Origin of the sequence: Nostoc sp. XA010 (assembly GCF_020829625.1) — a bacterium.
GTDB lineage: Bacteria > Cyanobacteriota > Cyanobacteriia > Cyanobacteriales > Nostocaceae > Nostoc.
Genome location: NZ_JAIVFX010000006.1, coordinates 219,828 through 244,272, shown reverse-complemented (window position 1 = coordinate 244,272; position 24,445 = coordinate 219,828). Strand labels below are relative to the sequence as shown.

The following is a 24,445-nucleotide window of genomic DNA, read 5'->3' as shown; positions in this document are numbered from 1 at the left end:
CAAAATGAAAAAACCTAATCCTGGCAATTGCTCGTATAGAGCTTAAATGCACGTTAACTTAGGAGTGAATTGCATACAAGAAATTGAGTATTTGAGAAAATTTTTCCTCAGTCCCCAGTCCCTAACATTTAGCCCCTAGTCCCCAAGTGATGAAAGCAAGCGAGTCTTACCCTTAACAATGGCTTCTGGTTTAAAATCTTCGACACTGGAACTCCTAAAACGCTTTAACCGAGCGTTTCCTCAGTTTTATGAGCAATTCGTCAGCAGTGAGATTCAACTGCAAAATTTGCGGCTAGCCTACCGTCTCTATAAAACTAGACGCGCTGTTATTGAACTGAAACCTGAAGGTAGCAAAAGTGCCCTGCATTTTGCTTACCGTAACCAGTCTTTTCTTCTCAGCGATATTTTTGGTGTACTAGCAGCTTATGGGTTGACTATTCACGGTCTGAGTCTATACGGTCAGATCCGTCCGCCAATGTTAGTTTTTATTAAACTGTTGGTGTCTCGTGGTAGTAAAGCCTTAACCGAGAAAACCGCAGAAAATGTCTGTCGTGCTATTCGTGAAGCTTTAGGAGGTCGGTTTGAGGTAGAAGAGATGCTGGCAGTAGAATTCAATCTTGATACTGGCTTAGAGCAAGTACAAACTGAGTTCTATGTCGATCCGGTCTTTCATCTCCCTGCCCTAATGATTGAAGCCGATAATCAACCAGGATTATTCTACAAAGTGATGTACGCCATCTGGCAGGAAGACCTGCTGGTAGTCAATGCAAATTTACTGGTTTGGCGCGGACGTACACGGCTAATTCTCTACTTGTTGGGGCCGAATGAAAGCCTTATTCCTGAATATTTGGGTCACAAAATTGCTGAAGGGGTGCGACAGAGGTTGCTGGATAAATGAAAAAGTTATGAGTTAGGAATTATGAGTTAAAAATTAACAACTCCTGTAGAGAGGCGATTAATCGCCTCTCTATTTCTAACTCTTCACACTCCGTATTTAGTCGCACCCGCCCTTAGGGGTACGATATAAGTATGGCAACTATCGAAATCTTGGGCGTTCCACACGCATACGAGCTAACGGCTCCCACTTCCTGCCCCGATGCTTTAGTATTTATCCACGGTTGGCTCAATAGCCGTGGATATTGGCAACCTGTGATTTCCCGCCTATCAGATGATTTGCAGTGCCTTTCCTATGATTTGCGGGGTTTTGGTGAATCCCAGTGTCAGGTAAAAACCGATTTTAGTCGGGCAGAAATGTCTTTGAGCCTAACGCCCATCTCCAGTAGTGCGCTTGGCTCAACAATCGATTCTCTTTATACTCCTGTTGCCTATGCTCAGGATTTAGCAATTCTCCTGAAACAATTGAATATTAAGAGTGCTTGGCTCATTGGTCACTCTTTGGGAGGCACGATCGCTCTTTGGGGAGCAGATCAAGTACCTGAGTGTGTTAAGGGAGTGATCTGTATCAACGCTGGCGGTGGTATTTACCTCAAAGAAGCCTTTGAGCAGTTTCGCTCGGCGGGTCAGAAATTTTTGCAAATCCGCCCGCGCTGGCTATCCCAAGTACCTTTGATTGATTTGCTGTTTACCAGAGCCAGTGTCGCTCGTCCTTTGGGGCGCCATTGGGCACGTCAACGGGTAATAGATTTTGTTGTGGCTGACCCAGAAGCGGCTCTGGGAAGTCTGTTAGACTCTACAACCGAAGAAGAAATCAATCGTTTACCTGAACTAGTATCCCAATTGAAGCAGCCAGTTTATTTTTTGGCTGGTGCCGAAGATAAGGTTATGGAACCCAAGTATGTGCGCCATTTAGCTAGCTTTCACAGACTGTTCCAATATTGTGGTGACAATGTTCTGGAAATTCCTGATTGCGGACACCTGGCTATGTTGGAACAGCCCGATGCAGTGGCTGATCACATCCGAGCAATAGTCAATAATTATAGGGCATAGGGCATGGGGCATTGGATCAAACAGAAAGTTCTTCTCTCCTGACAAATGACAAATGACTAATGACTACTCAATAGGTTGATACAACTTCATCACCTGGGTAAGGGCTAACCTAGACTCAACGCCTAGCGTGAGGGGGGATGTATGACCACGAGATAGATGTTCGGCGGCGGCACAGCCAATCATGGCGGCGTTATCGGTACAGAATTTTAGAGGTGGGAATAGGACGCGTAGGTTATGTTCAACGGCGGCGGCTTGGAGGTTTTTTCTCAAGCCGCTATTGGCTGCTACACCGCCACCAATTGCAATTGTGTCTAGACCATAGTCTAGGGCACAGGCGATCGCTCTTTTAGTTAGCGATCGCGCGACGGTTTCCTGAAAGCTAGCTGCTACATCTGCCACTGGTACTTGTCTACCATCTTTCTCTAACTGCTGCACTAAACGCAATACAGCCGTTTTTAATCCACTAAAACTCGCATCATAACGATGGAACCCCCCACCAGGTAAAGAAACTTTTCCTTCGGGTAGAGCAAAGGCTTGGGGATTCCCCTGTTGTGCTAACTTGTCAATTATTGGGCCACCCGGATAACCCAACTTTAACAATCGCGCCACTTTATCAAAGGCTTCACCGGCAGCATCATCACGAGTTTGTCCCAGAGTTTCGTATATACCACAATCTTTGACAAAAATCAAGCTTGTATGTCCGCCAGAAACTAATAAACTCAAGAAAGGGGGATTTAAACTTGGTTCGCTCAAATAAGTTGCGTAAATGTGACCTTCAAGGTGATGAACTCCCAAAAATGGTTTGTTGTGTACCATTGCCAAGGTTTTGGCAGCAGTTAACCCCACCAACAGCGCTCCTACGAGTCCAGGGGCAGAAGTGGCGGCAATTGCGTCAATTTTCTCCCAATCTAGTTGGGCTTGCTCTAAGGCTTGTGCGATCGCAACATTTATCGTTTCCAAGTGTTCACGAGACGCTACTTCTGGTACTACCCCGCCATACTGCTGATGGACTAGAATTTGCGAGGCTACAATACTGCTACAAACTTTACGATTGTTAACAATTGCGACTGCTGTTTCATCACAACTGGTTTCTATTGCTAAAACGGTTGTCATTGGGAGTGGGGAGTGGGGAGTAGGGAGCGGGGAGTAGGGAGTTCCGAGTTATGAGTCCTGAGTTTTGAGTAGCACAAACAAAATCTTGCTTGTTTACTACCGTACAATGATATTTATTATACTCAGCACTCCATAACTACCCTACTACAATCAATTATTATCCTTAGCGCTCCCCATTCCCCATTCCCCACTCATCACTCATTTTGGTTGAGAAGCTTTAACTTTTATTTACTTAAACTTTACTCGGTTCCCACCCAAGAGTATGATGACTTCCTAGTTATGCAAATAAACAACTGTACAAGCCGCTTCGTTTTGTACATAAAACTTTTTGTTTTGTAGTAAAAGGAAACAACTCTATGCGACGATTGTTTGCTTTGATTTTAGCGATTTGTCTTTGGTTCAATTTTGCCTCCCCAGCAAAAGCTTTAGGGGCTAATTTGACACCGTGCAGTGACAATCCCGCTTTTCAACAGCTAGCTGCTAATGCCCGTAATACCACCTCTGACCCCCAATCAGGGATAAAGCGATTTGAGCGTTATTCTCAAGAGCTATGTGGCCCTGAGGGTTACCCCCACTTGATTGTTGATGGTCGTCTAGATCATGCTGGTGATTTCCTAATTCCCAGCATTCTATTCCTCTATATTGCTGGTTGGATTGGTTGGGTAGGCCGTGCCTACATACAAGCGAACAAGAAAGAGGGTGGCAGCGTGGAAATGAGAGAAGTAATGATTGAAGTTCCTTTGGCACTGCCAATTATGCTCTCAGGCTTTACTTGGCCCCTAGCAGCTATAAAAGAATTTCTGTCCGGCGAATTAACAGCTAAAGATACAGAAATTCCGATTTCGCCACGCTAACCCTTACCGCAACCTTTGATTTATTTGGGAGAATAATTCATGCAGCAGAAATACTTCGTTAAGTATCTATCGTTGGGCCCAGTTTTGCTTTTTGCCAATTTGTCTTTGACAGCCGTTTTGTTGATTTTAGTTAACTACTGGTTTCCTGACCTACTTTTCCACCCACTACCATAAGTTGAAGACAGAATTTAAAAATTTGTTAGCCGTTAGTTGGCAATTCACTAGTAACTACTAACTAAACTACTAACAAATTAATTCTTTGAAACTCGTGATCCTGAAACCAGCTTGCGAGTTTCAAAGTTTTGACAGCAGCTAAATTAATTTTTCTAAACTTATTACGCAAAAAATATCTTTAGCGACAATTATTATTAATATAAAAATGCCACCATTTTAAATTTAGAGGCGAACATAAAATATGGCACAAGCAGTAGATGCATCAAAAAATCTCCCCAGCGATCCCAGAAATCGGGAAGTTGTTTTTCCCGCATTCCGCGATCAGCAATTGGGCAACCTAGAAACCCCGATTAATGCTTCTCCCTTGAGCAAGTGGTTCATTAATAACTTGCCAGCTTATCGTCCTGGGATAACTGCTTCGAGACGCGGGCTAGAAGTTGGTATGGCTCATGGTTACTGGATATTTGGCCCCTTTGCCAAATTGGGCCCACTGCGGGATACAGATAATGCAAACTTAGCTGGATTATTGGCAACCTTTGGCTTGATTGTTATTTTTACGGCGGGCTTATCCCTCTATGCGAATAGCAATCCACCCAAAGCGCTTGCCAGTGTTACTGTACCCAACCCTCCAGTAGATGCTTTTAACTCTAACGAAAGCTGGAACAACTACGCCAGTTCTTTCTTAATTGGTGGTATTGGTGGTGCAGTAGTTGCTTACTTTTTGACTAGCAATCTGGGAGTAATTCAAGGTTTATTTGGTTAATTTACAAATGACGAGTTAGGAGTTAGAAGTTATGATTTTAAAATCATAACTTCTAACTCTTAGCCTATTTAAACAAAACCGTTTCAATGTCATTTAAAGCAGTTTCAAAATCGTCATTAACGATTTGAATATCAAATTCATCTGCGGCTTGAATTTCTTCTTGGGCGCGGAGTAGACGACGGCCGATCGCTTCTTCAGAATCTTGGGCGCGATCGCGTATCCGTTTCTCTAATTCATCAAAAGAAGGCGGTAAAATAAAAATGCTGAAGGCACTGGGGAAGGAAGTACGAATTTGTCTTGCTCCTTCTAACTCAATTTCTAGCACTACCAACTTGCCAAAATGAATTTGGTTAAGTACAGCTTCACGGGGAGTGCCATAATAGTTCCCAGCGAATTCTGCCCATTCCAAAAATTCACCTTCAGTAAGTAATTGTTCAAACTTACTGCGGCTGATAAAGTAATAATCTTTGCCATCGATTTCTCCCGGACGGGGAGAACGAGTCGTCACGGATACGGAATAATACAGTACTGGATGACGTTTTAGAAGCGATCGCATTAAAGTGCCTTTACCGACCCCACTGGGGCCAGTTAAGACAATCAACCTGCCTAAATGTAAGCGTTCTTCGGTAGTAGCAATACTCTGGATGGGTAAAACTGGCATCATCCCTTCAACCTGTGAATCAATCAATAGATATTATTTATTAGTTTTGTGTTCCTGGCCAAGTCCACTAGTACCGCAAGGCGGAAGTCAGCCCTTTTGGGGAAGTCAAAACTCAAAAGTCAAAAGGCTTTAATTTTGGTCTTTCTAGCTGTAATAAAATGGTAGGTTTATTTCCGCCGGACTGTACTAGAGACTAAAGAATTTGTAGCAAGGGTGACAGAAAACTTGTCTAATTCACATAGTACTGCTGATGTGGTGCAAATAGAAGTGAGATTGTTAATCCACTCTTAATCAATTATCTACAGTTTGATGTTCGCGGGAAATCACAAAGCGATTCGCTACCGTTTCCGGCTGAATCGCCGACAGAATTACGTGGCTGGAATCGGTGATAATTACAGCCCTAGTCCGCCGACCGTAAGTTGCATCAACCAGTTGACCCCTGTCCCGTGCATCGGTAATGATCCGCTTAATCGGGGCAGACTCTGGACTAACAATGGCAACTACTCGATTGGCAGACACGATGTTACCAAAACCGATATTGATTAACTGAATCTCCATAAAAAACTGACGCCAAACGCGGTTTGAGAAGCTTGAAGTAAACTTATTTACATGTTATCGCCAAAAAACAGGAGTCACAACGATTAAATTCAAGCCAGCCTTCGTTTTTCAATAATGTCTGCTTTTTTTCGCTATTTATCAGCTATTTCTCCTCAAAATCCTCCCATAGATACAGGCACAATTACACTGATACAAGCTAGCTGGGTGATGTACCTTATCAATAAATAAATGGTGGTAAATAATCCGCATCTAAAATTTGCTCAATGCTATAGGGGCAAGTTTGTGGAAAACAATTCAATCCACTTTTCTTTTTTGCTTGTCGTAGCGCATCAATGTAGACTTCTTCAAGCACCGTGAGCAGATAGTTGTAGAGGTTTTTAGATTTGGTTAATTTCCTAAGTTCCACCCGAAAATTATCAATTTCCACTTCCCAATGATTTTTACATTCAGGAAGACTCCAATGTTGATACAAAAGCAGATGTTTGAGAAGTTGCAATAAATAACTTTCGAGCTTGTGTTTCTGTTCATTACTTAATCTTTCAATCTCCTCAATCAAATGATCCCAATCAAGATGCTCTAAATCTCGTTCTTGCAATTGTTTCAATGTAGTTTCTAACCATAAGTGATAATCCTGTTCATAAATAATTTGAGTGAGTATTTTAGACATTATTTAATATTCTCCTAATCTACGAAGATTTGGAATTAGCTTTCATGACCAAAGAGGCAGGGGAGCATGGAGGGCTTTGCGGGGGAAAGAATTTTGAAATTCCCCTGCCTTCATAGTTACAGAGCAAATAAATTTATTTATGTTCAAAGTAAAAATATTTATTTCGATAGCGCAGCGTTAGCGAGTCAGACGCTCCTACGTCGCTAACGCTACGCTATCGAGCGTCGAGGCAAAGCACGTTCGCCTTTAGCGTCTCGTAGAGAAAAATAATGTGTCCAAGTTTTCAGCAGTCCTAAATTTATGGGGTTCTTTCCCCTGCCGCCTGCCCCCCTTGTACTGAGCGCAGTCGTTGGCGCAGCCTCTCGTAGAGAAGTATGCCCCCTGCCCCTTTTCCTCTTCTTTGACGTACACTTCCAGCTTGACAATCGCGTAACCAAGTTTTAACTCCTTGGGCAACAGTGCCGTTACTACTATCGCGTGGCGGAGATAGTGGCTGCTGTGCTGAATAAGAACCAATTTGAGAAAACATCATCACTAAACGCCAACCAATTTTAGTTTTAGTCAACAATAGCCAGTGGAATTCCTGCAATTCTACCGCTTTCTTTCCTATGTACTGCCGCTCTAAGGTAGTGAAGAAAACTTGCTCAACTCCTGATGCAGAACTTTTAGAAGCGTCTACACTATATTCTTCAAGGTTAAGGGGCAGAGGAATAAACTCAGGTCTTCCTGCTACTAGCATATAACTGTAAACATCACTGCTTCTGCTGAGGCGGCGGGCGCGTTGACTAGCGCGATTAGTATAACTAGGTAAATCTTGCAGTAGCTGTATAGTTAATGTTTCTAAATTTTGCTCAGAACACAAAGACTTCACCCCACCGTTGACATTTTCCTTTTCTGCTAGCGCAGAAGGTTTAGGGGTGAGGTTTATCGAGAACGCTGGGTAAGCAAAACTATTTGATACTAAAACCCAGAAGCTACAAGCTAAAAGCCAACTATAATTTTTCTTTTTGAGCGAAGATGTAAGATTCTTCTCCCCTACACCCTGTACCCTATCCCCCGGCTTCTTACTGACTTTTAGCTTCATGCCACCGTGGTTAACTCCTCAGAAATCCTCTTCCAGGCTAACTCCGGCTCAGTAGCAGTAGTAATGGGACGCCCAATCACGAGATAATCTGCACCAGCAATAATTGCTTGTGCTGGAGTAAGCGATCGCTTTTGATCGCCAATATCAGCCCAAGTTGGTCTAACCCCCGGACAAACTAGCAAAAAGTGATCTCCACAAGTTTGTCGTAGCTGTGCCGCCTCTTGGGGCGAACAAACTGCCCCATCCAATCCCGCCTCTTGAGCCAGCAGTGCCATTTCTAGCGCGTATTCTGGTAATTCTAAGGGAATCTTTAAATCAAACGCCAGTTGTCTAGCAGAAATACTCGTTAATAAAGTAATAGCAATTAACTTAGGCGGTTTTACACCTGCTTGGGCTGCCCCTTCTTGTGCCGCTTCTGTTGCAGCTTTCAGAGCTTCTTTACCACATGCTGCATGAATTGTCAACAAATCTACCCCGTAACGAGCTGCGCTCCGACTTGCACCAACGATTGTGTTCGGGATATCGTGAAACTTTAAATCTAGGAAGATGCGCTTTTCCTTGGACTTTAGCACTTCTAGAATTTTCGGGCCAGTGCTGGTAAACAACTCTAAACCGACTTTCCAGAAATTAACTTGCGGAAGTTGATCTATAAGAGCGATCGCACTTTGTTCATCCGCCACATCCAAAGGCACTATAATTCGTTGTGCCTGTTCACTATTCCCCATTCCCCACTCCCCATTTAAGGCACTAAACGCACAAACTTATTTTTCCCAACTTGTAAAACCTTACCTTGTAATTCAGCAGGTTCAGCAAAAGTAGTATCAACATCGGTAATGCGATCGCCATCTAAGCGCACTCCACCTTCTTGAATTTTTCGCTTTCCTTCACCCGTACTTTTGCATAAGCCAGTGACGTTGAGAATATAGGCTAACTTAGCGGGATGCGATACCTCAGCTAGAGAGAATTCTGGAACTGCACCTTCCTTTCCACCGCTTTGGGCGGCTTCTTTAGCCTCTTGGGCTGCTTGTCCGCCGTGGTACTGTTTGACAACTTCCCATGCTAAAAGTGTTTGGCGATCGCGGGGATTTTCTGGCAGATTATCCAAAGGTAAATCCGTCAGCAGTTCAAAATACTGTTCCAGTAGATTATCTGGAACCCCTTGTAACTTTTGATATTTTTGCCCCGGATGTTCCGACAACCCAATATAATTACCTAAAGACTTGGACATTTTTTGCACCCCATCCGTGCCAATCAAAATCGGCGTTAGCATCCCAAACTGTGGCTTTTGACCAAAATGACGCTGCAAATCTCTGCCCACAGCAATGTTAAATTTTTGATCAGTCCCTCCTAATTCCACATCTGCCTCAACGGCAACGGAATCAAAACCTTGCATTAACGGGTACAGGAACTCATGGATAAAAATTGGATTCTCTTTTCTATAGCGATCGGCAAATCCTTCCTTAGCTAACATCTGCCCCACCGTCATCGTCGAGAGTAACTCCAAAATTTTCTCTAAGTTTAGCCCAGAGAGCCATTCGGAGTTATAACGCACCTCTAACCTTCCTGGTGTGTCAAAATCCAAGATAGGACGTACTTGGTCAAGATAAGTCTGAGCATTTTGGGCTACATCTGCTTCTGTAAGCTGACGGCGCACTTCAGATTTACCTGTCGGATCGCCAATACGTGCGGTAAAATCGCCAATAATCATAACTGCTATATGTCCTGCATCTTGAAACGCTCGCAGTTTCCGTACTGGTATGCTATGACCAAGATGAATATCAGTACCTGTAGGATCAATACCCAATTTGATCCTCAAAGGTTGGTTTGTAGTTAACAAGCGCTTTTCTAAACTTTCACTGTTAACATCAACTGGTTGTGGGAAAACTTCTACCACACCACGACGCAGCCAAGCAAAATCTTGCGTCATACTAGAAAATCCACTGTTAGCTATGTTTTGCACACCAGAAGTTAAGTTGGTTATAAACACTTGCAATTTATCCGCTTTCTCATCTGCCAAACTACTATAATTGCAAAAAATTAACCGCCTTGCTTCGTCCAATCAATTACAGTTAAATTTACAAGTGAGGAAGTGAAATCGCCGTGTCGTCTTCTAGGACTTTTGAAGATAAACAGCCACAACGTCGGGCTTCATCAGGTTTTGAGTTTTTAAAAGGAGTCGGTCAGGTAACTGGCGGTACTCTCCTCTCAATGACCATGCTGGCAAGTTCCATTGTAGCCGGAGGACTGGTTGGTTTAGCCATTAGTTTCCGCAATTTGCCAGATGTGAGACAGCTACGTAACTTTTTTCCCTCAGAAACAAGTTACATCTATGACGTTAAGGGTAAACTTTTAACCAGTATCCACGGGGAAGCCAACCGAGAAGTTGTACCCCTGGATAGAATTTCCCCAAATTTAAAACGGGCGGTATTAGCAAGTGAAGATAGCCACTTTTACGATCACCACGGTATTAACCCTACTGGTGTTGGCCGTGCTGTAGTAGTTAACACTGTAGCAGGTGGAGTCAAAGAGGGTGGCTCTACTGTTACTATGCAATTGGTAAAAAACCTATTTTTGTCTCGCAAGCGTGCCTTTACCCGTAAGTTAGCGGAGGGGGTGCTAGCAATCAGGTTAGAACAAATTCTCACTAAAGACCAAATATTAGAAATGTACCTCAATCAAGTTTATTGGGGTCATAACAATTATGGTGTACAAACGGCAGCACGCAGTTACTTTAATAAGTCAGCAGAATATTTAAGCTTGGGTGAGTCAGCAATGATGGCGGGTTTGATCCAAGCACCAGAAGAATTCAGTCCGTTTGCGAGTATGAAGCTGGCAAAACAGAAACAAAAAGAAGTGCTAGGACGGATGCTGGAGTTGAACTGGATCAGCCAGTCAGATTACGACAATGCCCTCAAACAAGAAATCAAACTTGGTAGAATCAAATCCTTTCAAGGTAGTGCCCTACCTTATGTAACGAACACCGTAGCGCAGGAGTTGGCTAAAAAGTTTGGGCGTGAGACACTGCTCAAAGGCGGGATGCGGGTACAAACTACGGTTGATGCCAACTTCCAAATCATGGCAGAGGAAACTGTTGGTAAGTGGCATAAATCACTGCTTGGGCAGGGATTATCTAAGAATCAAATTGCCTTGGTAGCAATTGATCCGCGCACGCATTTTATCAAAGCACTGGTGGGTGGTGTAGATCCTAAGATCAGTGAATTCAATCGTGCAACTCAATCTCAACGTCAGCCTGGATCTTCCTTTAAACCGTTTGTATACTATACTGCTTTTGCTACTGGTAAGTATGGGCCAGACTCAACGGTGGTAGATGCCCCAGTCAGTTATCGAGATGGTGACGGTTGGTACTTTCCCAGAAATTATGATGGGGGTTTTAGCGGAGCTATGCCAATCCGCACAGCTTTAGCCCAGTCACGCAACATTCCCGTGATCAAGATTGGTAAGGCTGTGGGGATGAATAGAGTCATAGAAACTTGCCGCACCTTGGGCATTATGAGTCCGATGGAACCTGTTAGCTCCCTGCCTCTGGGTGCAATTGGTGTTACTCCCCTGGAAATGGCTAGTGCCTATGCTACCTTTGCTAATTATGGCTGGCAATCTCCACCAACTGTAATTGCCCGTGTCACCGATAGTAGTGGTAACGTCTTGCTAGATAACACCCCTAAACCACAGCGAGTTCTCGATCCTTGGGCATCGGCAGCAATTATCGATGTGATGCGAACGGTAGTTACTAATGGTACAGGTAAAGGTGCTGCAATAGCTCGTCCAAGCGCTGGGAAGACGGGTACAACTTCCTCAGAAAAGGATATCTGGTATGTTGGCACTGTGCCACAACTAACCACTGCTGTTTGGGTAGGCAGGGACGACAACAAACAATTAGCTAGTCGTGCTACAGGTGGCGGTATGGTTGCTCCTATCTGGAAAGATTTTATGGAGAAGGCACTTAAGAACACACCAGTAGAAAACTTCAAGCCACCTTCCCAGTTTCCTCGACCCAAGTCAAATTAAAGTTAGGAGTGATAAGTTATGAGTTATGAGTTGATTGAGAACTCCTAACTCCTAACTTTTGTTAGGCTTGTTTTTCTAGTTCGGCTTTCATCCGTTCTAAAGTGAGGTGCATTTGGTCAAACATTTGTTGTGGGGTGACACCAAACTGACCTAATTGTGTTTTCAGTTGTTCTACTGTCATTTGTGCCATAAAATCTTCTGATAGCTCGAAGCGCTTCATAAAGATGCGATACCGATCCATCATGGCTTCCATTTGCTCAATAAATAGCTTTTTGCCATCGCGGTCAAATTTGCCGTAGTTATTACCAAGCTTGATTAGTGCTTGATAATCCTCAAACAGCTGTTTTGCTTCTTGCTGAATTATCTCAGAATCGAAGAATCCCATATTGCTTATATTAAACTGACTGTCTAAACTCAGGAGCTTAATAGTTTTACTTCTATTATTATTTTAGTCTAGGAGAGTAATCTAGTGACGAAGCTTCGGTTTTAGTACGGTTTGTTACCGAAATTTCACCACTTGACTTGAGAACCTTTCCTTTGAGTAAACCGACTTAATAAAGCCGCAATACTCATAGCTTTAGCCATTGATTTAGGATTGGTGTTTTTACCAGATTGAATCTTCAGCCCAGGAGCATATTTCAAAGCTAGGGAATTTTGCGGATTCAGTTTTAATGCTTGATGGATGTAAACCCTGCCCATCCCGATACATTTCTGTTTGAGATGTACCAAACCTAATAAGGCATAATAGTCGCTGTTATTTGGCTCTAATTTAATGGCATCGCGCAATTCTTGCACGGCTAGAGGCCATTTGGCTAGCTTGACATACTCCATTGCTCGTTGGTAGTGACGTTGAGCGTAGTTTGTCAAAACTGGTTTGACATCAGTTTTTTCATTTAATGTCAATTCAATTGGCTTAACTTCTACCTCAGGGAGGATGCTAACAGCTTTTTGTTTTAATGTAAGGTCTGGTTTATGCAACCGTAAGTATACTAAATTCAGTGTACTAATTTGTTGTGTCACCTGATAAAACTGCTCTAATGATTTGTATTGATCTTCTGCGTAGCAAGTGATCGCTTCTTCGTAAAACAATTCTGCTTGGGGTGTAGACATTTCCATAATTTTCTGAGCTATGGCACTTTGAGAAGACAAAGGCTTCTGCTCTAAATCTCTTGCTTGCGATCGCAGCATAGCGATCGCCATCAAGCGCTTCTGTTGATGTTTCAGTTGTTCATAAGCTGGATTGATTAAATGGCTAAATATTGCCGTTGCTAATTCTTTGTCTGTATTGCAGCTTTTGGCATGGCGATCGGGATGTAGCAGCTTCGCTAAAGCGTGATAGCGTTTGAAAATCTGACGATCGTCAGCAATTACAGAAATTCCTAATACAGCGTAAGGATCACAAAGCTGTTGAAGCCATTTTGGCGGTATGAGGGTCTGTGACATAGTAGTAATTAAGCTGTTAAAAACTTAAAATTAGCATCAAAGCTCAATGCACAGTCATGTGAAACTTACTCAAATTTCTGCAAATACTAAATTATGTCTGGGACTTCCTATCTAAAAATCTCAAGGGCAAGACAGGGTAGTTGACTGTCTAATTGTCGGAACTATGGTATTGGTATATTTATTAAAAATATGTTGACTAAGCGCAAAAGTCGAAGTGTTGCTGCTGTTTTAGCTTTTTCCGGCACGTTGACAATTTCAGGATTACATAAATTCTATCTGGGACAGCCGTTGTGGGGTGTTTTGTATGTGTTGCTTTCCTGGACACCGATCCCCAAAGTAGCTAGTGCCATTGAGGGAGTTTGGTATTTAGCCCAAGATGAAGAAGCTTTTGATCAAAATTTTAATCTGGGCAAGTCAGCAACAAGAAACTCACAAAAGGCGAGTAATCAGGTAGGAGCGATCGCTGAGGCAATGCGGGAATTAGATGCTTTGCGCCAGGATGGGCTAATTTCAGAGTATGAATTTGAGCAAAAGCGCCGCCAATTGCTAGACCAGATTTCTTGAGGTAAGCGACAACATGAATAACTGGCTACCTTTGAACCCCAGGCTGCAAAAACTCCGGGTCAAGCTCCTCAACGATCCCTACTATCGCCTACAATCTGGGGAAGAAATTCAGCTAGCGGCTAAATTAGGTATCCGCATTGATGCTAATCAAGCAACTGTAGATGATTGGTTACGCTTACCAGGTTTGTCAATTCACCAAGCGCGATCGCTTGTAGAACTTTCGCGTTTGGGTGTTAAATTTTACTGTATTGAAGATATCGCTGCGGCTTTGGCTGTACCAGCGCCGCGCCTGGAACCATTAAAACCTCTGCTGAATTTTATTTACTACGATCACGAATCTCTAGAAAGTCCGGCCCATTTAATCAATCCAAATACAGCAACAGTTGAAAAGTTAGCCCAAATTCCATTTATAGATTTGTCCCTAGCGCAAGCAGTGATTCAAAATCGGCAATCAGCCGGGCCTTACCGTAACCTGGCTGATTTCCAACGGCGCTTGGAGTTACCTGGTGATGCGATCGCTCAACTGATGTATTATTTGAGGTTTTAAGTTAGAAGTTTTAAAATAACTCCTAACTCCGCCAATTTTAGATTTTGAGTCGCACCTTTGATGCGTTTACAGTACAACTTGGATTTTCGATTGAAGAAAAAATCTAAAATCTAAAATTAATTAAATGAACCCGATGCGATTAAGAGGCCAAAAGCGAAACGCTGCTCGACCGATGACATTTTCTCTCGGTAAAAAGCCCCAATAACGAGAGTCATTACTATCGTTGCGGTTATCTCCCATGACAAAAAACTCATCCCCTGGAACTTTCACTGGCCGATATGGCTGATTTGGCGGTTCAGCGATGTAGTCTTCTGCCAAAGGTTGACCGTTGAGATAGACTTTGCCAGAAGCAACACTAATTACCTGACCAGGCTGGCCAATAACCCGCTTGATGAAGGCTTGGTCTTTGGGATATCCTCGACGTTGTAGTTCTGCGGGTGGCTGAAAAACAATAATATCCCCAGTTATGGGAGGGTGAAAATGGTAGGATATTTTTTCAACTACCAAGCGATCGCCTGTATGTAAGGTAGGCAGCATCGAATCAGAAGGTATATAGCGAGGTTCGGCGATAAAAGTCCTGATTATAAATGCCAAACACAATGCGATCGCAATTAAAATCAGATTTTCTTGCCAATTACGCCATACTTTTAACGACGCACGCTCTTCTTTTGCATCACTTTCGTGAGGAATCATAAAAGTTTCTAGCCAGTTTAAGAAGTGGAACAAATACCTTGATTATTTTGACTCAAAAGGTATACTAATAAAAATGATGGATTCTGCATAAATCCATACTAAATATTAAATAATACAATTATCGCATCTACCAAAGACAAGCAAAACTACTGTAAATCAACTATGACCTGTTTAAGGCAATATAAGCTGATGATTAGGATTTTTAGATAGATAATTAAAAATCTTAATTTTAATTGCTGCCATTGTAAGGCAAGTTATCAGATGATTTTCAATTTTGCTTCCTACTGCTAAAAAAGCAATTACCGATTGGTAGAGCGATACAACCAGTCGGTTTTTTCTTTGAGCAGAAAATTGCTAATTGAAAGGCAAATACAGTTTAGGGACTTCCAACAAATAAATTACCCAATCTTGTGGGGTGGGCGACACGAGCGCCCGTAGCCCAAGGCGGGCTTTTTGGCTCACCCCACAACAAAGAGTCAAGTATTTTTTTATTTGGAAGTTCCTTAGCGAATGCCTTAAATATAGTAATCCAATTTGATTGCGTGAAAAAATCTAAGTAGATGTAGTGGCGTAGCACAGCTAAATTAGAGCAATAAATTTTGTAGCTTGGGTCGTTAGCGTTACCGCCGCGCAGCGAAGCATGAGATCCAACACCCCAATGAATGTTGGGTTTCGCATTGTATCATTTTATCTGTATCACGCGAATACGTGTATTTCAAAAATCTTGCATATTCTGAATTTTACGTCAACTGATTCTACTGAATTATTATTTTAGTATAGATATATACTATTCAACAACTGCTTTAACAGTATGGCTATAAAAATGTGAATAAATTGCGTAATTTTACTGTGACAGTATATACTAGATTGTACTATTAATAATATATATCTCCCTTACTATCAAGAAGAAGATTAACAGACAAAAAGCTACTAGTAATTTAGGCTGAAGTATCAGCATCAAAAACAGAGTTAAGCTGCTGATAAAATCATTTTTGCTGAATGATTTAAAAGTATCTAGATTAACGAATAAATGCCCCTTGGCAATGAGAAACTATATTTAATCAATTTTCGTCTGTCTATTTCATAGAAAGTTCAAGGCAACATTCTGTAAGTTAAAAATTTAACTTTTTCTTAAAAAGGAAGGAATGGCAGCAGGCAGTAAGATATATCTTATCAAGAATAGAGGTAATAGTTTATTAGACTCTTTTCTGACAGCTACCCTGCTCCTTGTAAGTAGTTTTGTATATTAATTAAATAATCTACTCAGCTACAACTTATACAGCTTTCCTGTCAGAAAGTCTTGCTATAAAAATTTCAGCTCACAAAAAATGCAAATTGTAGGCATGAGAGTTGAGCTACATCTTTTTTGCAAAGTTATAAAACTTAAAAGGATAATGCTGCCTTAGCCGTGAAGTGAAATACAGAAACTAATTCAGAACTTCGATAAAGAGGATTTTGGGGTGTCATTAATTATTCGATTGTGCTCCTTCTTAGAGCTAGCGGTCAAAATGTGCAAGTTCACACCTCGCCTTTTATAAATGGATTGACATTAAACAGTATCAATTATTGTATAAGCGTTCGTCCAAATCTAGACCATCTAGATTTCAGTTAAAGCTGTATAGTCTGTCTTCTTGATTTTGAATTGTCGTTATTCCCAATTCCAATTTTCAGGATTACTAGAAAGCAGATGGTATCTAAGATATCTAAAAAAATGTGCTATAACGTACCGTCATAACGTGGTTGAGGGTTCGATATTTGAAGGAGCTATGAGGTGGAAAAGAATAAGTCGTTTCTTTGGCCAGAAGGAATATTAATTGCACTGCTTGCCTTATGCGGTGTTTTTAGCCTTGCTTTCATGATGCTTCTAAGGCCAAATCCTTCGGAGGCTCAGAGTAGACAGAGTATAAATGTCAAGCATGTAGCTGCAAACGCAGGAACTCAGCAGCGCATTGAGAAATTAAAAGCGGCAATGCTTACAAGTTGGCAGCAAGAAGCACAAGTAAAGGGACTAGGCTACTCTCTACCATCGCGTTTTCAAGGGGCAATAATTAAGGCTGCAAAACTTACTAAAGGGGAGAAAGTAATTGCTCTCACCTTTGATGATGGCCCTTGGCCACAGACCACAGAGCAAGTGCTAGATATTCTGAAATCAAATAATATCAAAGGGACGTTTTTTGTCGTTGGGCAGAACCTAAAAAATTATCCAGAATTAGGAAAGCAAATTGTAACTCAAGGTCACGTCATTGCCAACCATACTTGGCATCACTGGTATCACTTCATGAATCCACAAGCTGCTGCTTTTGAAATAGATCGCACAACAGACCTCATTTATCAAGTTACAGGTGCTAAAACAAATATCTTCCGACCGCCTGGTGGCATCCTGCACAATGGATTAGCTACTTACGCGAAAGGCCGAAAATATGTTGTGGTGATGTGGTCAGCTGACTCTACAGATTACAAATTGCCAACTGTACCAAAGTTGATAAATAACGTGATTAGAGATTCAAAACCAGGTGGTATTGTCCTAATGCATGATGGTGGCGGTAACCGTTCCAGAACTGTGCAAGCTTTACCAGAAATTATTAGCAACTTTAGAAAGCAAGGCTATCGCTTTGTTACTATTCCAGAGCTTTTAGAAATGGAAGATGCAGACCAAAAGTTGATTGCTAACAAAAACAAAAAGTAATAATTATTAATTATAGGTAAATAGTCAATAGTAATTGGCTAAAAACTAAAATTATATTTTTTGCTTAGAATGCATTATTTATTTATGACTGTACTTTAGACTCGTTGCAGGTCGAAACTAAATAGGACTTACGCAAAAACCCTTTCAAACTCTCATTCCTCCGTGATCTCTGCGCCCTCTGTGGTAGCCTGCGGCAAGCCGAAGCGTCTACGTTTTCCGTTACCCGTGCGTAAGTCCTACTAAAGAAAAAATCAATTTAAAAGTTTATGAATAATCTTGGCTATTAAGTAGGTAGGCATAATTAAACATAAGATCAAACCTCACCATCAATCCCTCTCCGTGAGTTCGGAGAGGGAAGCCGGAGGCAGGGTAAGGTTTTATAGTTAATTTGACCCTCTTACTTAAAATGACGGTTTAGCTTAGTGATGGAGAGGCAATAACTGTCCAAGTTGCCATATATGTTCCAGCGTACTTATTGGAATGCTCAGTAGTGCTATCGGGAACAAACCAGTCAGGAGTTGTCTTCTGCTGCCGAACCTTTTTGTCCAAGCCAATTTGTAGGGAAATATTCTCGTAAACAATTTTTGCTTTTACTGTTTCTAGCAATTTTTCTATAAAGTTTTGTAGCCATTCTGCGCGAGCATAAAGATTATGCGATGGATGGTCACCATAAGCGAAAGGTACAATAAGTACCAAATATCCTTTGTCGCTTATTAGTTTGTCCAAACAGAATTGAACGAGTTCTTGATCGTTCTTTTGTTCTTCTGTTTCCTTATCGACATTGTGAAATAGCAAGCCAGCTAGGATAACGGCATCAAATTTTTTATTTTCTGAAGCCAATTCTGGCAGTATTACCGATAAATCTTTGGTAGTAAACTTTTTGTTAGGGTATAGCTTTGAACAATACTGAATTGCAGCTTCACTGTGGTCTATCCCAAGGTAGTGACATCGCTCAGGTAGATATTTGTTCAAAGCCCCATTGCCACATCCTAAATCTAATAAAGAGAATGAACGTTGCTTAAAAGCCTCATCAAGATACCAAACAGATGGTGTGTATCTGGTACTGTTTTCAGGAGATTCAAAGTATGAAAAATAATCATTTTGGAAACGTTCTTCTTCAGAACTTTTGCGTTCGGGAGCTTGCTGTTCTATAAGCATTTTGATAGAAAAATTCTACTTTTTAGTAAACATTTATATGGAAGTCTACCAGCATTTAGATAATGCCTTCTATAGCCAATTAGGTAGATTTCAGAACAGTGCTGATCTCGACTTTATTACCTGGACTTTCATAGGATCTGATTGCTCAGTCACTTTTGTTGGCTTAGTCTAAGAGGATGTTTTAAAAGTTATTTCGTAGGTAGCAAAGCGTTATTGATCCCCCCAACCCCCCTTAGAAAGGAGGGCTTTAATTCCGGTTCCCCCCTTAAAAGGGGGTTTAGGGGGGATCGATAAGTGCCTAAAAAAAATCACAGTAAACGACTTTTCAAACAATCTCTAAAGTCCAGTTATGAAAAATTGAGTGATATTCCCCCTAAAATAGGAGGAATATATTTTCTCTCTACAGCCTTCTTAAGGGTTAAATTCAGGCGACTGTTTGAGGTATCCAAAGAGGTTTTCCCAGAGTACTTGTTTGTGCAACTTCTCCGACGGGAGAATGGCTTAAGGCTGATTATGAGAATGTTACAGTTACTAATGACTGCTGACTAAACTGAACTCAGTTGTTTTTTGTTCAGGATTGGCTTCTGGACTATCAACTTCAGAAGGCGGAACTAACTGCCAGAATTTCGGCAAAAATTCTTGCCAGTTTTGCAGAATTTTCTTTGCCTTTGGTGAACCAGTGCGTTCCGCATGAGTTTTGATTAACTCTTGCAGTTGTTTTGCGCCTGCTTCTGTAATCACCCGTTGGATTTTGACAATTTCCGGGTTGACTAACTCACGAAATGAGTCGTCTTCATCTAAGAAGTACGCCAGTCCACCAGTCATTCCAGCTGCTACGTTACGTCCTACTTTGCCGAGGACGACAATCACACCACCAGTCATGTATTCACAGCAGTGATCCCCAGCGCCTTCAATGACTGCTATGGCTTTAGAGTTTCTCACAGCAAAGCGCTCTCCTGCTAAACCGTTGGCAAATAACATGCCACCAGTAGCACCATAGAGGCACGTATTGCCAACTATCACGTTTTCTGATGCGTTATAGGTAGCATCAGTTGAAGGTTTGATGATGATTTCACCACCATGCATTCCCTTACCTACGTAGTCGTTTGCCTCTCCTGCCAGGGACAGAATTATACCAGGGAGGTTGAACGCACCAAAGCTTTGCCCAACACTACCTGTGAAATTGAGATTAATTTGTCCTTCAAAGTCGCTGTCACCGTATTGAGAAGCGATCGCTCCCGCTAATCTTGTGCCTACTGTTCTGTCAGTATTGACAATAGGGTAAGTCTTGGTAACAGTGGACTGATCCCGAATGGCAGTCTGAATTTCGGGATCGGCAAGCATCTTGTCATCCAAAACTACGCCGTTACTGTGGACTTCTTCATGCACTAACCAACTACGATTGTCTCTGGTATCTGGTAGCTTAAGTAAACAGTCCAGGTTCAATGACTGCGTTTTGGTGAGTTTTGCCTCTGGGCGCAGTTTCAACAAATCTGCACGTCCTATGATTTCTGACAAAGAACGGTAGCCTAGTCGTGCTAACAAACTACGCACTTCTTCGGCGATGAAGTAGAAGAAGTTAACAACCTGTTCCGGCATTCCCGTAAACCGCTTGCGGAGTTCTTCTTTTTGAGTAGCAACACCCACAGGGCAGGTGTTCATGTGGCAAACTCGCGCCATGATACAGCCTTCAGCAATCATGGCGATGGAGCCAAAACCGAATTCTTCACCGCCCATCAATGCACCTATTACCACATCCCAGCCACTCTTGAGTCCGCCATCTACGCGCAAAATCACGCGATCGCGCAGGCTATTTTCCATCAAGACGCGATGCACTTCACTTAAACCCAGTTCCCACGGTGAACCAGCATGTTTAATCGAACTGAGTGGCGATGCACCTGTACCACCATCATGTCCAGAAATCTGGATAATATCAGCGTTTGCTTTGGCTACACCAGCTGCGATCGTGCCAATGCCAACTTCTGCAACTAGCTTCACCGACACCTTGGCTTTGGGATTAATTTGGTGCAGGTCAAAAATCAGTTGTGCTAGGTCTTCAATAGAATAGATATCGTGGTGCGGTGGTGGTGAAATCAGCGTCACACCTGGCTTCGATCGCCTTAACATCGCAATGTATTGGCTCACCTTGGGCCCTGGTAGCTGTCCACCTTCCCCAGGTTTAGCACCTTGGGCAATTTTGATTTCAATTTGTTTGGCGTTGACTAGGTACGCTGGCGTGACACCAAAGCGTCCCGATGCAACTTGCTTGATGGCACTATAGGCTTGATCACCATTCCGCAATCCTTTTAAATGAGGTAGGGTTGGCGAGTGACCAGACTCGTCTACATCATCTAGAACTGTATAGCGTACTGGGTCTTCGCCGCCTTCTCCAGAGTTAGATTTACCGCCAATGCGATTCATGGCGATCGCTAAAGTTTCATGGGCTTCTCTTGACAAAGCGCCTAAAGACATGCCACCGGTGCAGAAACGCTTGACAATTTCAGCTACCGACTCCACTTCTTCTATAGAAATTGGGGTGTGATCGCCTTGGAAGTCTAGCAAGTCACGCAAGGCTGTTACTGGCCTACCTTGAAGATGCTTTTTGTAAACTTCGTAGTGGTCGTAGTTTTTGCCATCTAAAGCCTTATGCAGCGCCTTAACCATTTCTGGGCTATTCATGTGGTACTCGCCGCCAGGACGGTACTGCACAAAGCCCAGGTTTTGTAACTTATTGGCCGTCACTTCTGGGAAAGCTTTGCAGTGGAAGGAAAGCACTTCATCAGCTAGTTCGCTAACACTCAAACCACCGATACGGGAAGTCGTACCACGGAATCCCAGTTCGATTAAATCTCCACCGATGCCAATAGCTTCAAAGATTTGGGCTGCTTGATAGCTGGAGAGCAGAGAAATCCCCATCTTGGAGAGAATTTTTAGCAAACCTGACTCTACTGCTTTGCGATAGTTTCCTAAAGCTTGTTCTAGGGTGAGGGTGGGAATTTTTTCTACACCCATTAACTTTTGAGTTTTGGGATCAGACCACCAATCACGCACCGTATCTAAAGCCATATACGGACAAACTGCACCAGCACCGTAGCCAATGAGACAAGCAAAGTGATGAGTACTCCAGCATTGAGCAGTATTGACAATTAGGGATGTTTTCATTCGCAACCCTTCCCGAATCAGGTGATGATGTACAGCACCCACTGCTAACAGGGGAGGAATGTATGTATCTTCTGGGCTGATACCGTCATTTGCCTTATCGCTTAAGATTAAAATCTTTGCACCTGCGCGGACTGATTCAGCTGCTTGTGCTTGTAAAGATTGGACTGCGGCCTTTAATCCTTCAGGACCGGTAGCGATCGCAAATCGGGTTGACAACTCAGCCGTGGCAAATCCTGACAGCTTAATTGCCTCTAACTCACCATCAGTTAACACTGGCGATTCCAGCTTCAATCTTCGAGCATATTCTGGCTTGGGTTCTAATAAGTTACCCCGTTCACCCAGTTCTACTTTCAAAGACATAACTAGCTTTTCCCGTAGGGGATCAATTGCCGGGTTCGTCACCTGAGCAAAGCGCTGTTTGAAATAGTCATACAGCAGGTGGGGTTTTGTTGACAGTACTGCTAAAGGAATATCATCACCCATGCAGAAAGTGGGCTCTGAACCTGCGATCGCCATTGGATGAATCACCATTTCCACATCTTCTGTGGTGTAGCCAAAGGCAGTTTGTAGCTGAAGCAATGTTTGCTTGTCAATTGTCACTTGTCCTTGGTCATTAGTCATTTGTCCTTTACCGTTGCCATTGCCATTTGCTAATGACGAATGACCAATGACTAATGACTTTAATTCTTGACGGTACTGTTGCAGCCATTCACCATAAGGGTGCTGCTTGGCGATGCGCTGCTTAATCTCCCAATTTTTCAGGACTTCATGATTTACTAAATCTACGGCAATCATTTGTCCTGGGCCGAGTCTACCTTTCTCGACAATATCGGCTTCTGGAAAGTCCACTACACCAGCTTCGGAAGCTACAACAATGTAGTCATCTTTGGTGATCACGTAGCGAGCTGGTCTTAAGCCATTACGATCTAGTGTTGCACCAACTTTTTTGCCATCACTAAATACTAAAAGTGCTGGCCCGTCCCACGCTTCTTGCAGACCACTGTAATATTCGTAGAAATCAACAATTTCTGGAGAGTCACGTAAAGAAGGCTGATTTTGGTAAGCCTCTGGAACCATAATCATTAAAGCTTCCAAAGGGCTGCGTCCAGAGCAGACCAGCAATTCCACAACGTTGTCTAAGGTAGCTGAGTCGCTGTTATCAATATGAACTAATGGCTTGAGTTCCTTGATGCGATCGCCCCATATAGGATGATTCAGGGTAGCTTCTCGTGCCATCATCCAGTTGATGTTACCCAACAAAGTATTGATTTCGCCGTTGTGACCCAAAAGCCGCATTGGTTGGGCTAGCGGCCACTTAGGCATTGTGTTGGTACTAAAGCGGCGGTGATAGACAGCAAAGGCACTTTTGTAAGCTGGATTTTTTAAATCGTCATAAAAGTCGCCCAATACGGCAGAACGCACCATGCCTTTATAGACAATTGTGCGGCTTGACAACGAGCAGATATAAAATTCTTCTGAGATGTTGGTTGCAACTTTACTAATTCGGCGGCGGGTAATGTACAACTGCCGTTCTAATTCATCGCCGCTTTTGTCAACAGAAGCTAACAAAATTTGTTCAATCTGGGGTTGATTTTCTCTTGCTTGTACTCCAAGTAAATCAGGTTGCACTGGCACAACTCGCCAGCCAAGTACAGTGAATTTTTCTTCAGCAGCTACCTGCTCAACTGCCGCTCTAGCTTTTTGTGCTGCTTCCTGGTCTTGTGGTAGAAAGATCATCCCAACAGCTATATTATTGATGGATGGAAGTTCCTTTCCACTTTCGGCAAAGTCTTGTTGGAACAACTCCCAAGGGATAGCTGTCAATACTCCAGCACCATCACCAGAATCCTGATCGGCGCTACAACCTCCCCGATGTTCTAAGCAGGTTAAAGCAGCTAAGGCTTTTTCAACAATTTCGTGGCTGGTATGATTTTGGCGATGAGCAATAAAACCTACACCACAGGCATCTCGTTCCTCTACTAACCACTTTTGCCCCTGATAGGTATCTCTTGAGTTGATATTCGCTGTGATTTGTTGGTTTTGATTCATCGATTTATTATTCATACCCTGTTCCTGAAGTATTGAGTTACCAATTTTGCCACTACGTTATGGGAAAAAATTTCTAAATTCAGCGATGGAAAAATATACAGACACCGAAATTTAGGGAAAAAAAATTTTAACTTCGGTTTTACTTTGTTAGTTAACCCGTGTTAAAATTTTTGCGTATTTCTTATGTATTTATGCGGTGTTAGACAACTTACCTCCGCCAAGACATCTTTTTTGCCCTGACAGTTTCTTTTTTATATTTTGAAGCTAAGTATTTTTTCAATTTCTTTTTCCAGATG

21 protein-coding genes are annotated in these 24,445 nt (G+C 42.5%); 9 read left to right on the top strand and 12 right to left on the bottom strand.

The features are described 5' to 3' along the window. Window positions 1-178: 178 nt before the first annotated feature. Together LC608_RS12055 and LC608_RS12050 are read left to right on the top strand one after the other, a co-directional pair. Window positions 179-898 carry a hypothetical protein gene (locus LC608_RS12055; protein ID WP_100899857.1) on the top strand — a complete coding sequence of 240 codons (720 nt, stop codon included), beginning with the start codon at window positions 179-181 and terminating at the stop codon, window positions 896-898. Window positions 899-1,029: 131 nt separating this feature from the next. After that, window positions 1,030-1,947 (top strand): alpha/beta fold hydrolase, encoded by a 918-nt coding sequence (locus LC608_RS12050; protein ID WP_229553761.1) that lies wholly within the window; start codon window positions 1,030-1,032, stop codon window positions 1,945-1,947. 63 nt (window positions 1,948-2,010) lie between these two features. Here LC608_RS12050 and tsaD read toward each other — a convergent pair whose 3' ends face one another. Then, window positions 2,011-3,060: a tRNA (adenosine(37)-N6)-threonylcarbamoyltransferase complex transferase subunit TsaD gene (tsaD, locus tag LC608_RS12045; protein WP_229553760.1), complete on the bottom strand. Its 1,050-nt coding sequence runs from the start codon at window positions 3,058-3,060 to the stop codon at window positions 2,011-2,013. A gap of 356 nt (window positions 3,061-3,416) precedes the next feature. Between tsaD and LC608_RS12040 the strand changes: the two genes are divergently transcribed. From LC608_RS12040 to LC608_RS12030, 3 genes are all read left to right on the top strand, one after another. Beyond that, complete coding sequence (locus LC608_RS12040; RefSeq protein ID WP_229553759.1) at window positions 3,417-3,914, top strand: Photosystem I reaction center subunit III; 498 nt, start codon at window positions 3,417-3,419, stop codon at window positions 3,912-3,914. 39 nt (window positions 3,915-3,953) lie between these two features. Next, window positions 3,954-4,088: a Photosystem I reaction center subunit IX gene (locus tag LC608_RS12035; protein WP_229553758.1), complete on the top strand. Its 135-nt coding sequence runs from the start codon at window positions 3,954-3,956 to the stop codon at window positions 4,086-4,088. Window positions 4,089-4,329: 241 nt separating this feature from the next. Then, window positions 4,330-4,851 (top strand): photosystem I reaction center protein subunit XI, encoded by a 522-nt coding sequence (locus LC608_RS12030; RefSeq protein ID WP_229553757.1) that lies wholly within the window; start codon window positions 4,330-4,332, stop codon window positions 4,849-4,851. 64 nt (window positions 4,852-4,915) lie between these two features. Here the strand turns inward: LC608_RS12030 and gmk are convergent, their stop codons facing one another. From gmk to tyrS, 6 genes are all read right to left on the bottom strand, one after another. Next, window positions 4,916-5,515: a guanylate kinase gene (gmk, locus tag LC608_RS12025; RefSeq protein ID WP_229553847.1), complete on the bottom strand. Its 600-nt coding sequence runs from the start codon at window positions 5,513-5,515 to the stop codon at window positions 4,916-4,918. A gap of 288 nt (window positions 5,516-5,803) precedes the next feature. After that, window positions 5,804-6,070 carry an extracellular matrix/biofilm regulator RemA gene (gene remA / locus LC608_RS12020; protein ID WP_109011161.1) on the bottom strand — a complete coding sequence of 89 codons (267 nt, stop codon included), beginning with the start codon at window positions 6,068-6,070 and terminating at the stop codon, window positions 5,804-5,806. Between the two features lie 217 nt (window positions 6,071-6,287). Continuing rightward, a complete protein-coding gene (locus tag LC608_RS12015) occupies window positions 6,288-6,737 on the bottom strand; it encodes a DUF29 domain-containing protein (RefSeq protein WP_229553756.1) in 450 nt (149 codons plus the stop codon). Window positions 6,738-7,035: 298 nt separating this feature from the next. Then, window positions 7,036-7,821, bottom strand: coding sequence for a hypothetical protein (locus tag LC608_RS12010; RefSeq protein ID WP_229553755.1), 786 nt, complete (start codon window positions 7,819-7,821; stop codon window positions 7,036-7,038). Continuing rightward, entirely contained in the window at window positions 7,818-8,546 is a 729-nt protein-coding gene (pyrF, locus tag LC608_RS12005; protein ID WP_229553754.1) for an orotidine-5'-phosphate decarboxylase, read from the bottom strand. Before pyrF ends, LC608_RS12010 begins: the two co-directional genes overlap by 4 nt. A gap of 14 nt (window positions 8,547-8,560) precedes the next feature. Next, window positions 8,561-9,748, bottom strand: coding sequence for a tyrosine--tRNA ligase (gene tyrS / locus LC608_RS12000; protein ID WP_229553845.1), 1,188 nt, complete (start codon window positions 9,746-9,748; stop codon window positions 8,561-8,563). Window positions 9,749-9,921: 173 nt separating this feature from the next. On the opposite strand from tyrS, the gene LC608_RS11995 reads away from it, so the two are divergent. After that, window positions 9,922-11,847, top strand: a complete 1,926-nt coding sequence (locus tag LC608_RS11995) for a transglycosylase domain-containing protein (RefSeq protein ID WP_229553753.1) — start codon at window positions 9,922-9,924, stop codon at window positions 11,845-11,847. A 61-nt stretch (window positions 11,848-11,908) separates the two neighbouring features. Here LC608_RS11995 and LC608_RS11990 read toward each other — a convergent pair whose 3' ends face one another. Together LC608_RS11990 and LC608_RS11985 are read right to left on the bottom strand one after the other, a co-directional pair. Beyond that, window positions 11,909-12,232, bottom strand: coding sequence for a DUF1825 family protein (locus tag LC608_RS11990; RefSeq protein ID WP_109011164.1), 324 nt, complete (start codon window positions 12,230-12,232; stop codon window positions 11,909-11,911). Between the two features lie 125 nt (window positions 12,233-12,357). Further along, entirely contained in the window at window positions 12,358-13,290 is a 933-nt protein-coding gene (locus LC608_RS11985; protein ID WP_229553752.1) for a DnaJ domain-containing protein, read from the bottom strand. A 189-nt stretch (window positions 13,291-13,479) separates the two neighbouring features. Between LC608_RS11985 and LC608_RS11980 the strand changes: the two genes are divergently transcribed. Both LC608_RS11980 and LC608_RS11975 read left to right on the top strand, forming a co-directional pair. Continuing rightward, a complete protein-coding gene (locus LC608_RS11980; protein ID WP_229553750.1) occupies window positions 13,480-13,854 on the top strand; it encodes an NINE protein in 375 nt (124 codons plus the stop codon). Window positions 13,855-13,867: 13 nt separating this feature from the next. Continuing rightward, a complete protein-coding gene (locus LC608_RS11975) occupies window positions 13,868-14,401 on the top strand; it encodes a ComEA family DNA-binding protein (protein WP_229553749.1) in 534 nt (177 codons plus the stop codon). A 120-nt stretch (window positions 14,402-14,521) separates the two neighbouring features. Here the strand turns inward: LC608_RS11975 and lepB are convergent, their stop codons facing one another. Next, the gene (gene lepB / locus LC608_RS11970) at window positions 14,522-15,094 is read right to left on the bottom strand and encodes a signal peptidase I (RefSeq protein WP_229553748.1); all 573 of its coding nucleotides are present in this window, start codon (window positions 15,092-15,094) and stop codon (window positions 14,522-14,524) included. Window positions 15,095-16,865: 1,771 nt separating this feature from the next. Here lepB and LC608_RS11965 point away from each other — a divergent pair. Then, window positions 16,866-17,780, top strand: coding sequence for a polysaccharide deacetylase family protein (locus LC608_RS11965; RefSeq protein WP_229553747.1), 915 nt, complete (start codon window positions 16,866-16,868; stop codon window positions 17,778-17,780). A 414-nt stretch (window positions 17,781-18,194) separates the two neighbouring features. On the opposite strand, the gene LC608_RS11960 is transcribed toward LC608_RS11965, so the two are convergent. After that, entirely contained in the window at window positions 18,195-18,938 is a 744-nt protein-coding gene (locus LC608_RS11960; protein WP_229553746.1) for a bifunctional 2-polyprenyl-6-hydroxyphenol methylase/3-demethylubiquinol 3-O-methyltransferase UbiG, read from the bottom strand. A 531-nt stretch (window positions 18,939-19,469) separates the two neighbouring features. Further along, window positions 19,470-24,164: a glutamate synthase-related protein gene (locus LC608_RS11955; protein ID WP_229553745.1), complete on the bottom strand. Its 4,695-nt coding sequence runs from the start codon at window positions 24,162-24,164 to the stop codon at window positions 19,470-19,472. Window positions 24,165-24,445: the final 281 nt, after the last annotated feature.

Coding starts and splice junctions, on each gene's coding strand:
- LC608_RS12055 (WP_100899857.1), top strand. CDS start 179: ATGGCTTCTGGTTTAAAATCTTCGACACTGGAACTCCTAAAACGCTTT.
- LC608_RS12050 (WP_229553761.1), top strand. CDS start 1,030: ATGGCAACTATCGAAATCTTGGGCGTTCCACACGCATACGAGCTAACG.
- tsaD (WP_229553760.1), bottom strand. CDS start 3,060: ATGACAACCGTTTTAGCAATAGAAACCAGTTGTGATGAAACAGCAGTC.
- LC608_RS12040 (WP_229553759.1), top strand. CDS start 3,417: ATGCGACGATTGTTTGCTTTGATTTTAGCGATTTGTCTTTGGTTCAAT.
- LC608_RS12035 (WP_229553758.1), top strand. CDS start 3,954: ATGCAGCAGAAATACTTCGTTAAGTATCTATCGTTGGGCCCAGTTTTG.
- LC608_RS12030 (WP_229553757.1), top strand. CDS start 4,330: ATGGCACAAGCAGTAGATGCATCAAAAAATCTCCCCAGCGATCCCAGA.
- gmk (WP_229553847.1), bottom strand. CDS start 5,515: ATGATGCCAGTTTTACCCATCCAGAGTATTGCTACTACCGAAGAACGC.
- remA (WP_109011161.1), bottom strand. CDS start 6,070: ATGGAGATTCAGTTAATCAATATCGGTTTTGGTAACATCGTGTCTGCC.
- LC608_RS12015 (WP_229553756.1), bottom strand. CDS start 6,737: ATGTCTAAAATACTCACTCAAATTATTTATGAACAGGATTATCACTTA.
- LC608_RS12010 (WP_229553755.1), bottom strand. CDS start 7,821: ATGAAGCTAAAAGTCAGTAAGAAGCCGGGGGATAGGGTACAGGGTGTA.
- pyrF (WP_229553754.1), bottom strand. CDS start 8,546: ATGGGGAATAGTGAACAGGCACAACGAATTATAGTGCCTTTGGATGTG.
- tyrS (WP_229553845.1), bottom strand. CDS start 9,748: ATGACGCAAGATTTTGCTTGGCTGCGTCGTGGTGTGGTAGAAGTTTTC.
- LC608_RS11990 (WP_109011164.1), bottom strand. CDS start 12,232: ATGGGATTCTTCGATTCTGAGATAATTCAGCAAGAAGCAAAACAGCTG.
- LC608_RS11985 (WP_229553752.1), bottom strand. CDS start 13,290: ATGTCACAGACCCTCATACCGCCAAAATGGCTTCAACAGCTTTGTGAT.
- LC608_RS11980 (WP_229553750.1), top strand. CDS start 13,480: ATGTTGACTAAGCGCAAAAGTCGAAGTGTTGCTGCTGTTTTAGCTTTT.
- LC608_RS11975 (WP_229553749.1), top strand. CDS start 13,868: ATGAATAACTGGCTACCTTTGAACCCCAGGCTGCAAAAACTCCGGGTC.
- lepB (WP_229553748.1), bottom strand. CDS start 15,094: ATGATTCCTCACGAAAGTGATGCAAAAGAAGAGCGTGCGTCGTTAAAA.
- LC608_RS11960 (WP_229553746.1), bottom strand. CDS start 18,938: ATGCTTATAGAACAGCAAGCTCCCGAACGCAAAAGTTCTGAAGAAGAA.
- LC608_RS11955 (WP_229553745.1), bottom strand. CDS start 24,164: ATGAATAATAAATCGATGAATCAAAACCAACAAATCACAGCGAATATC.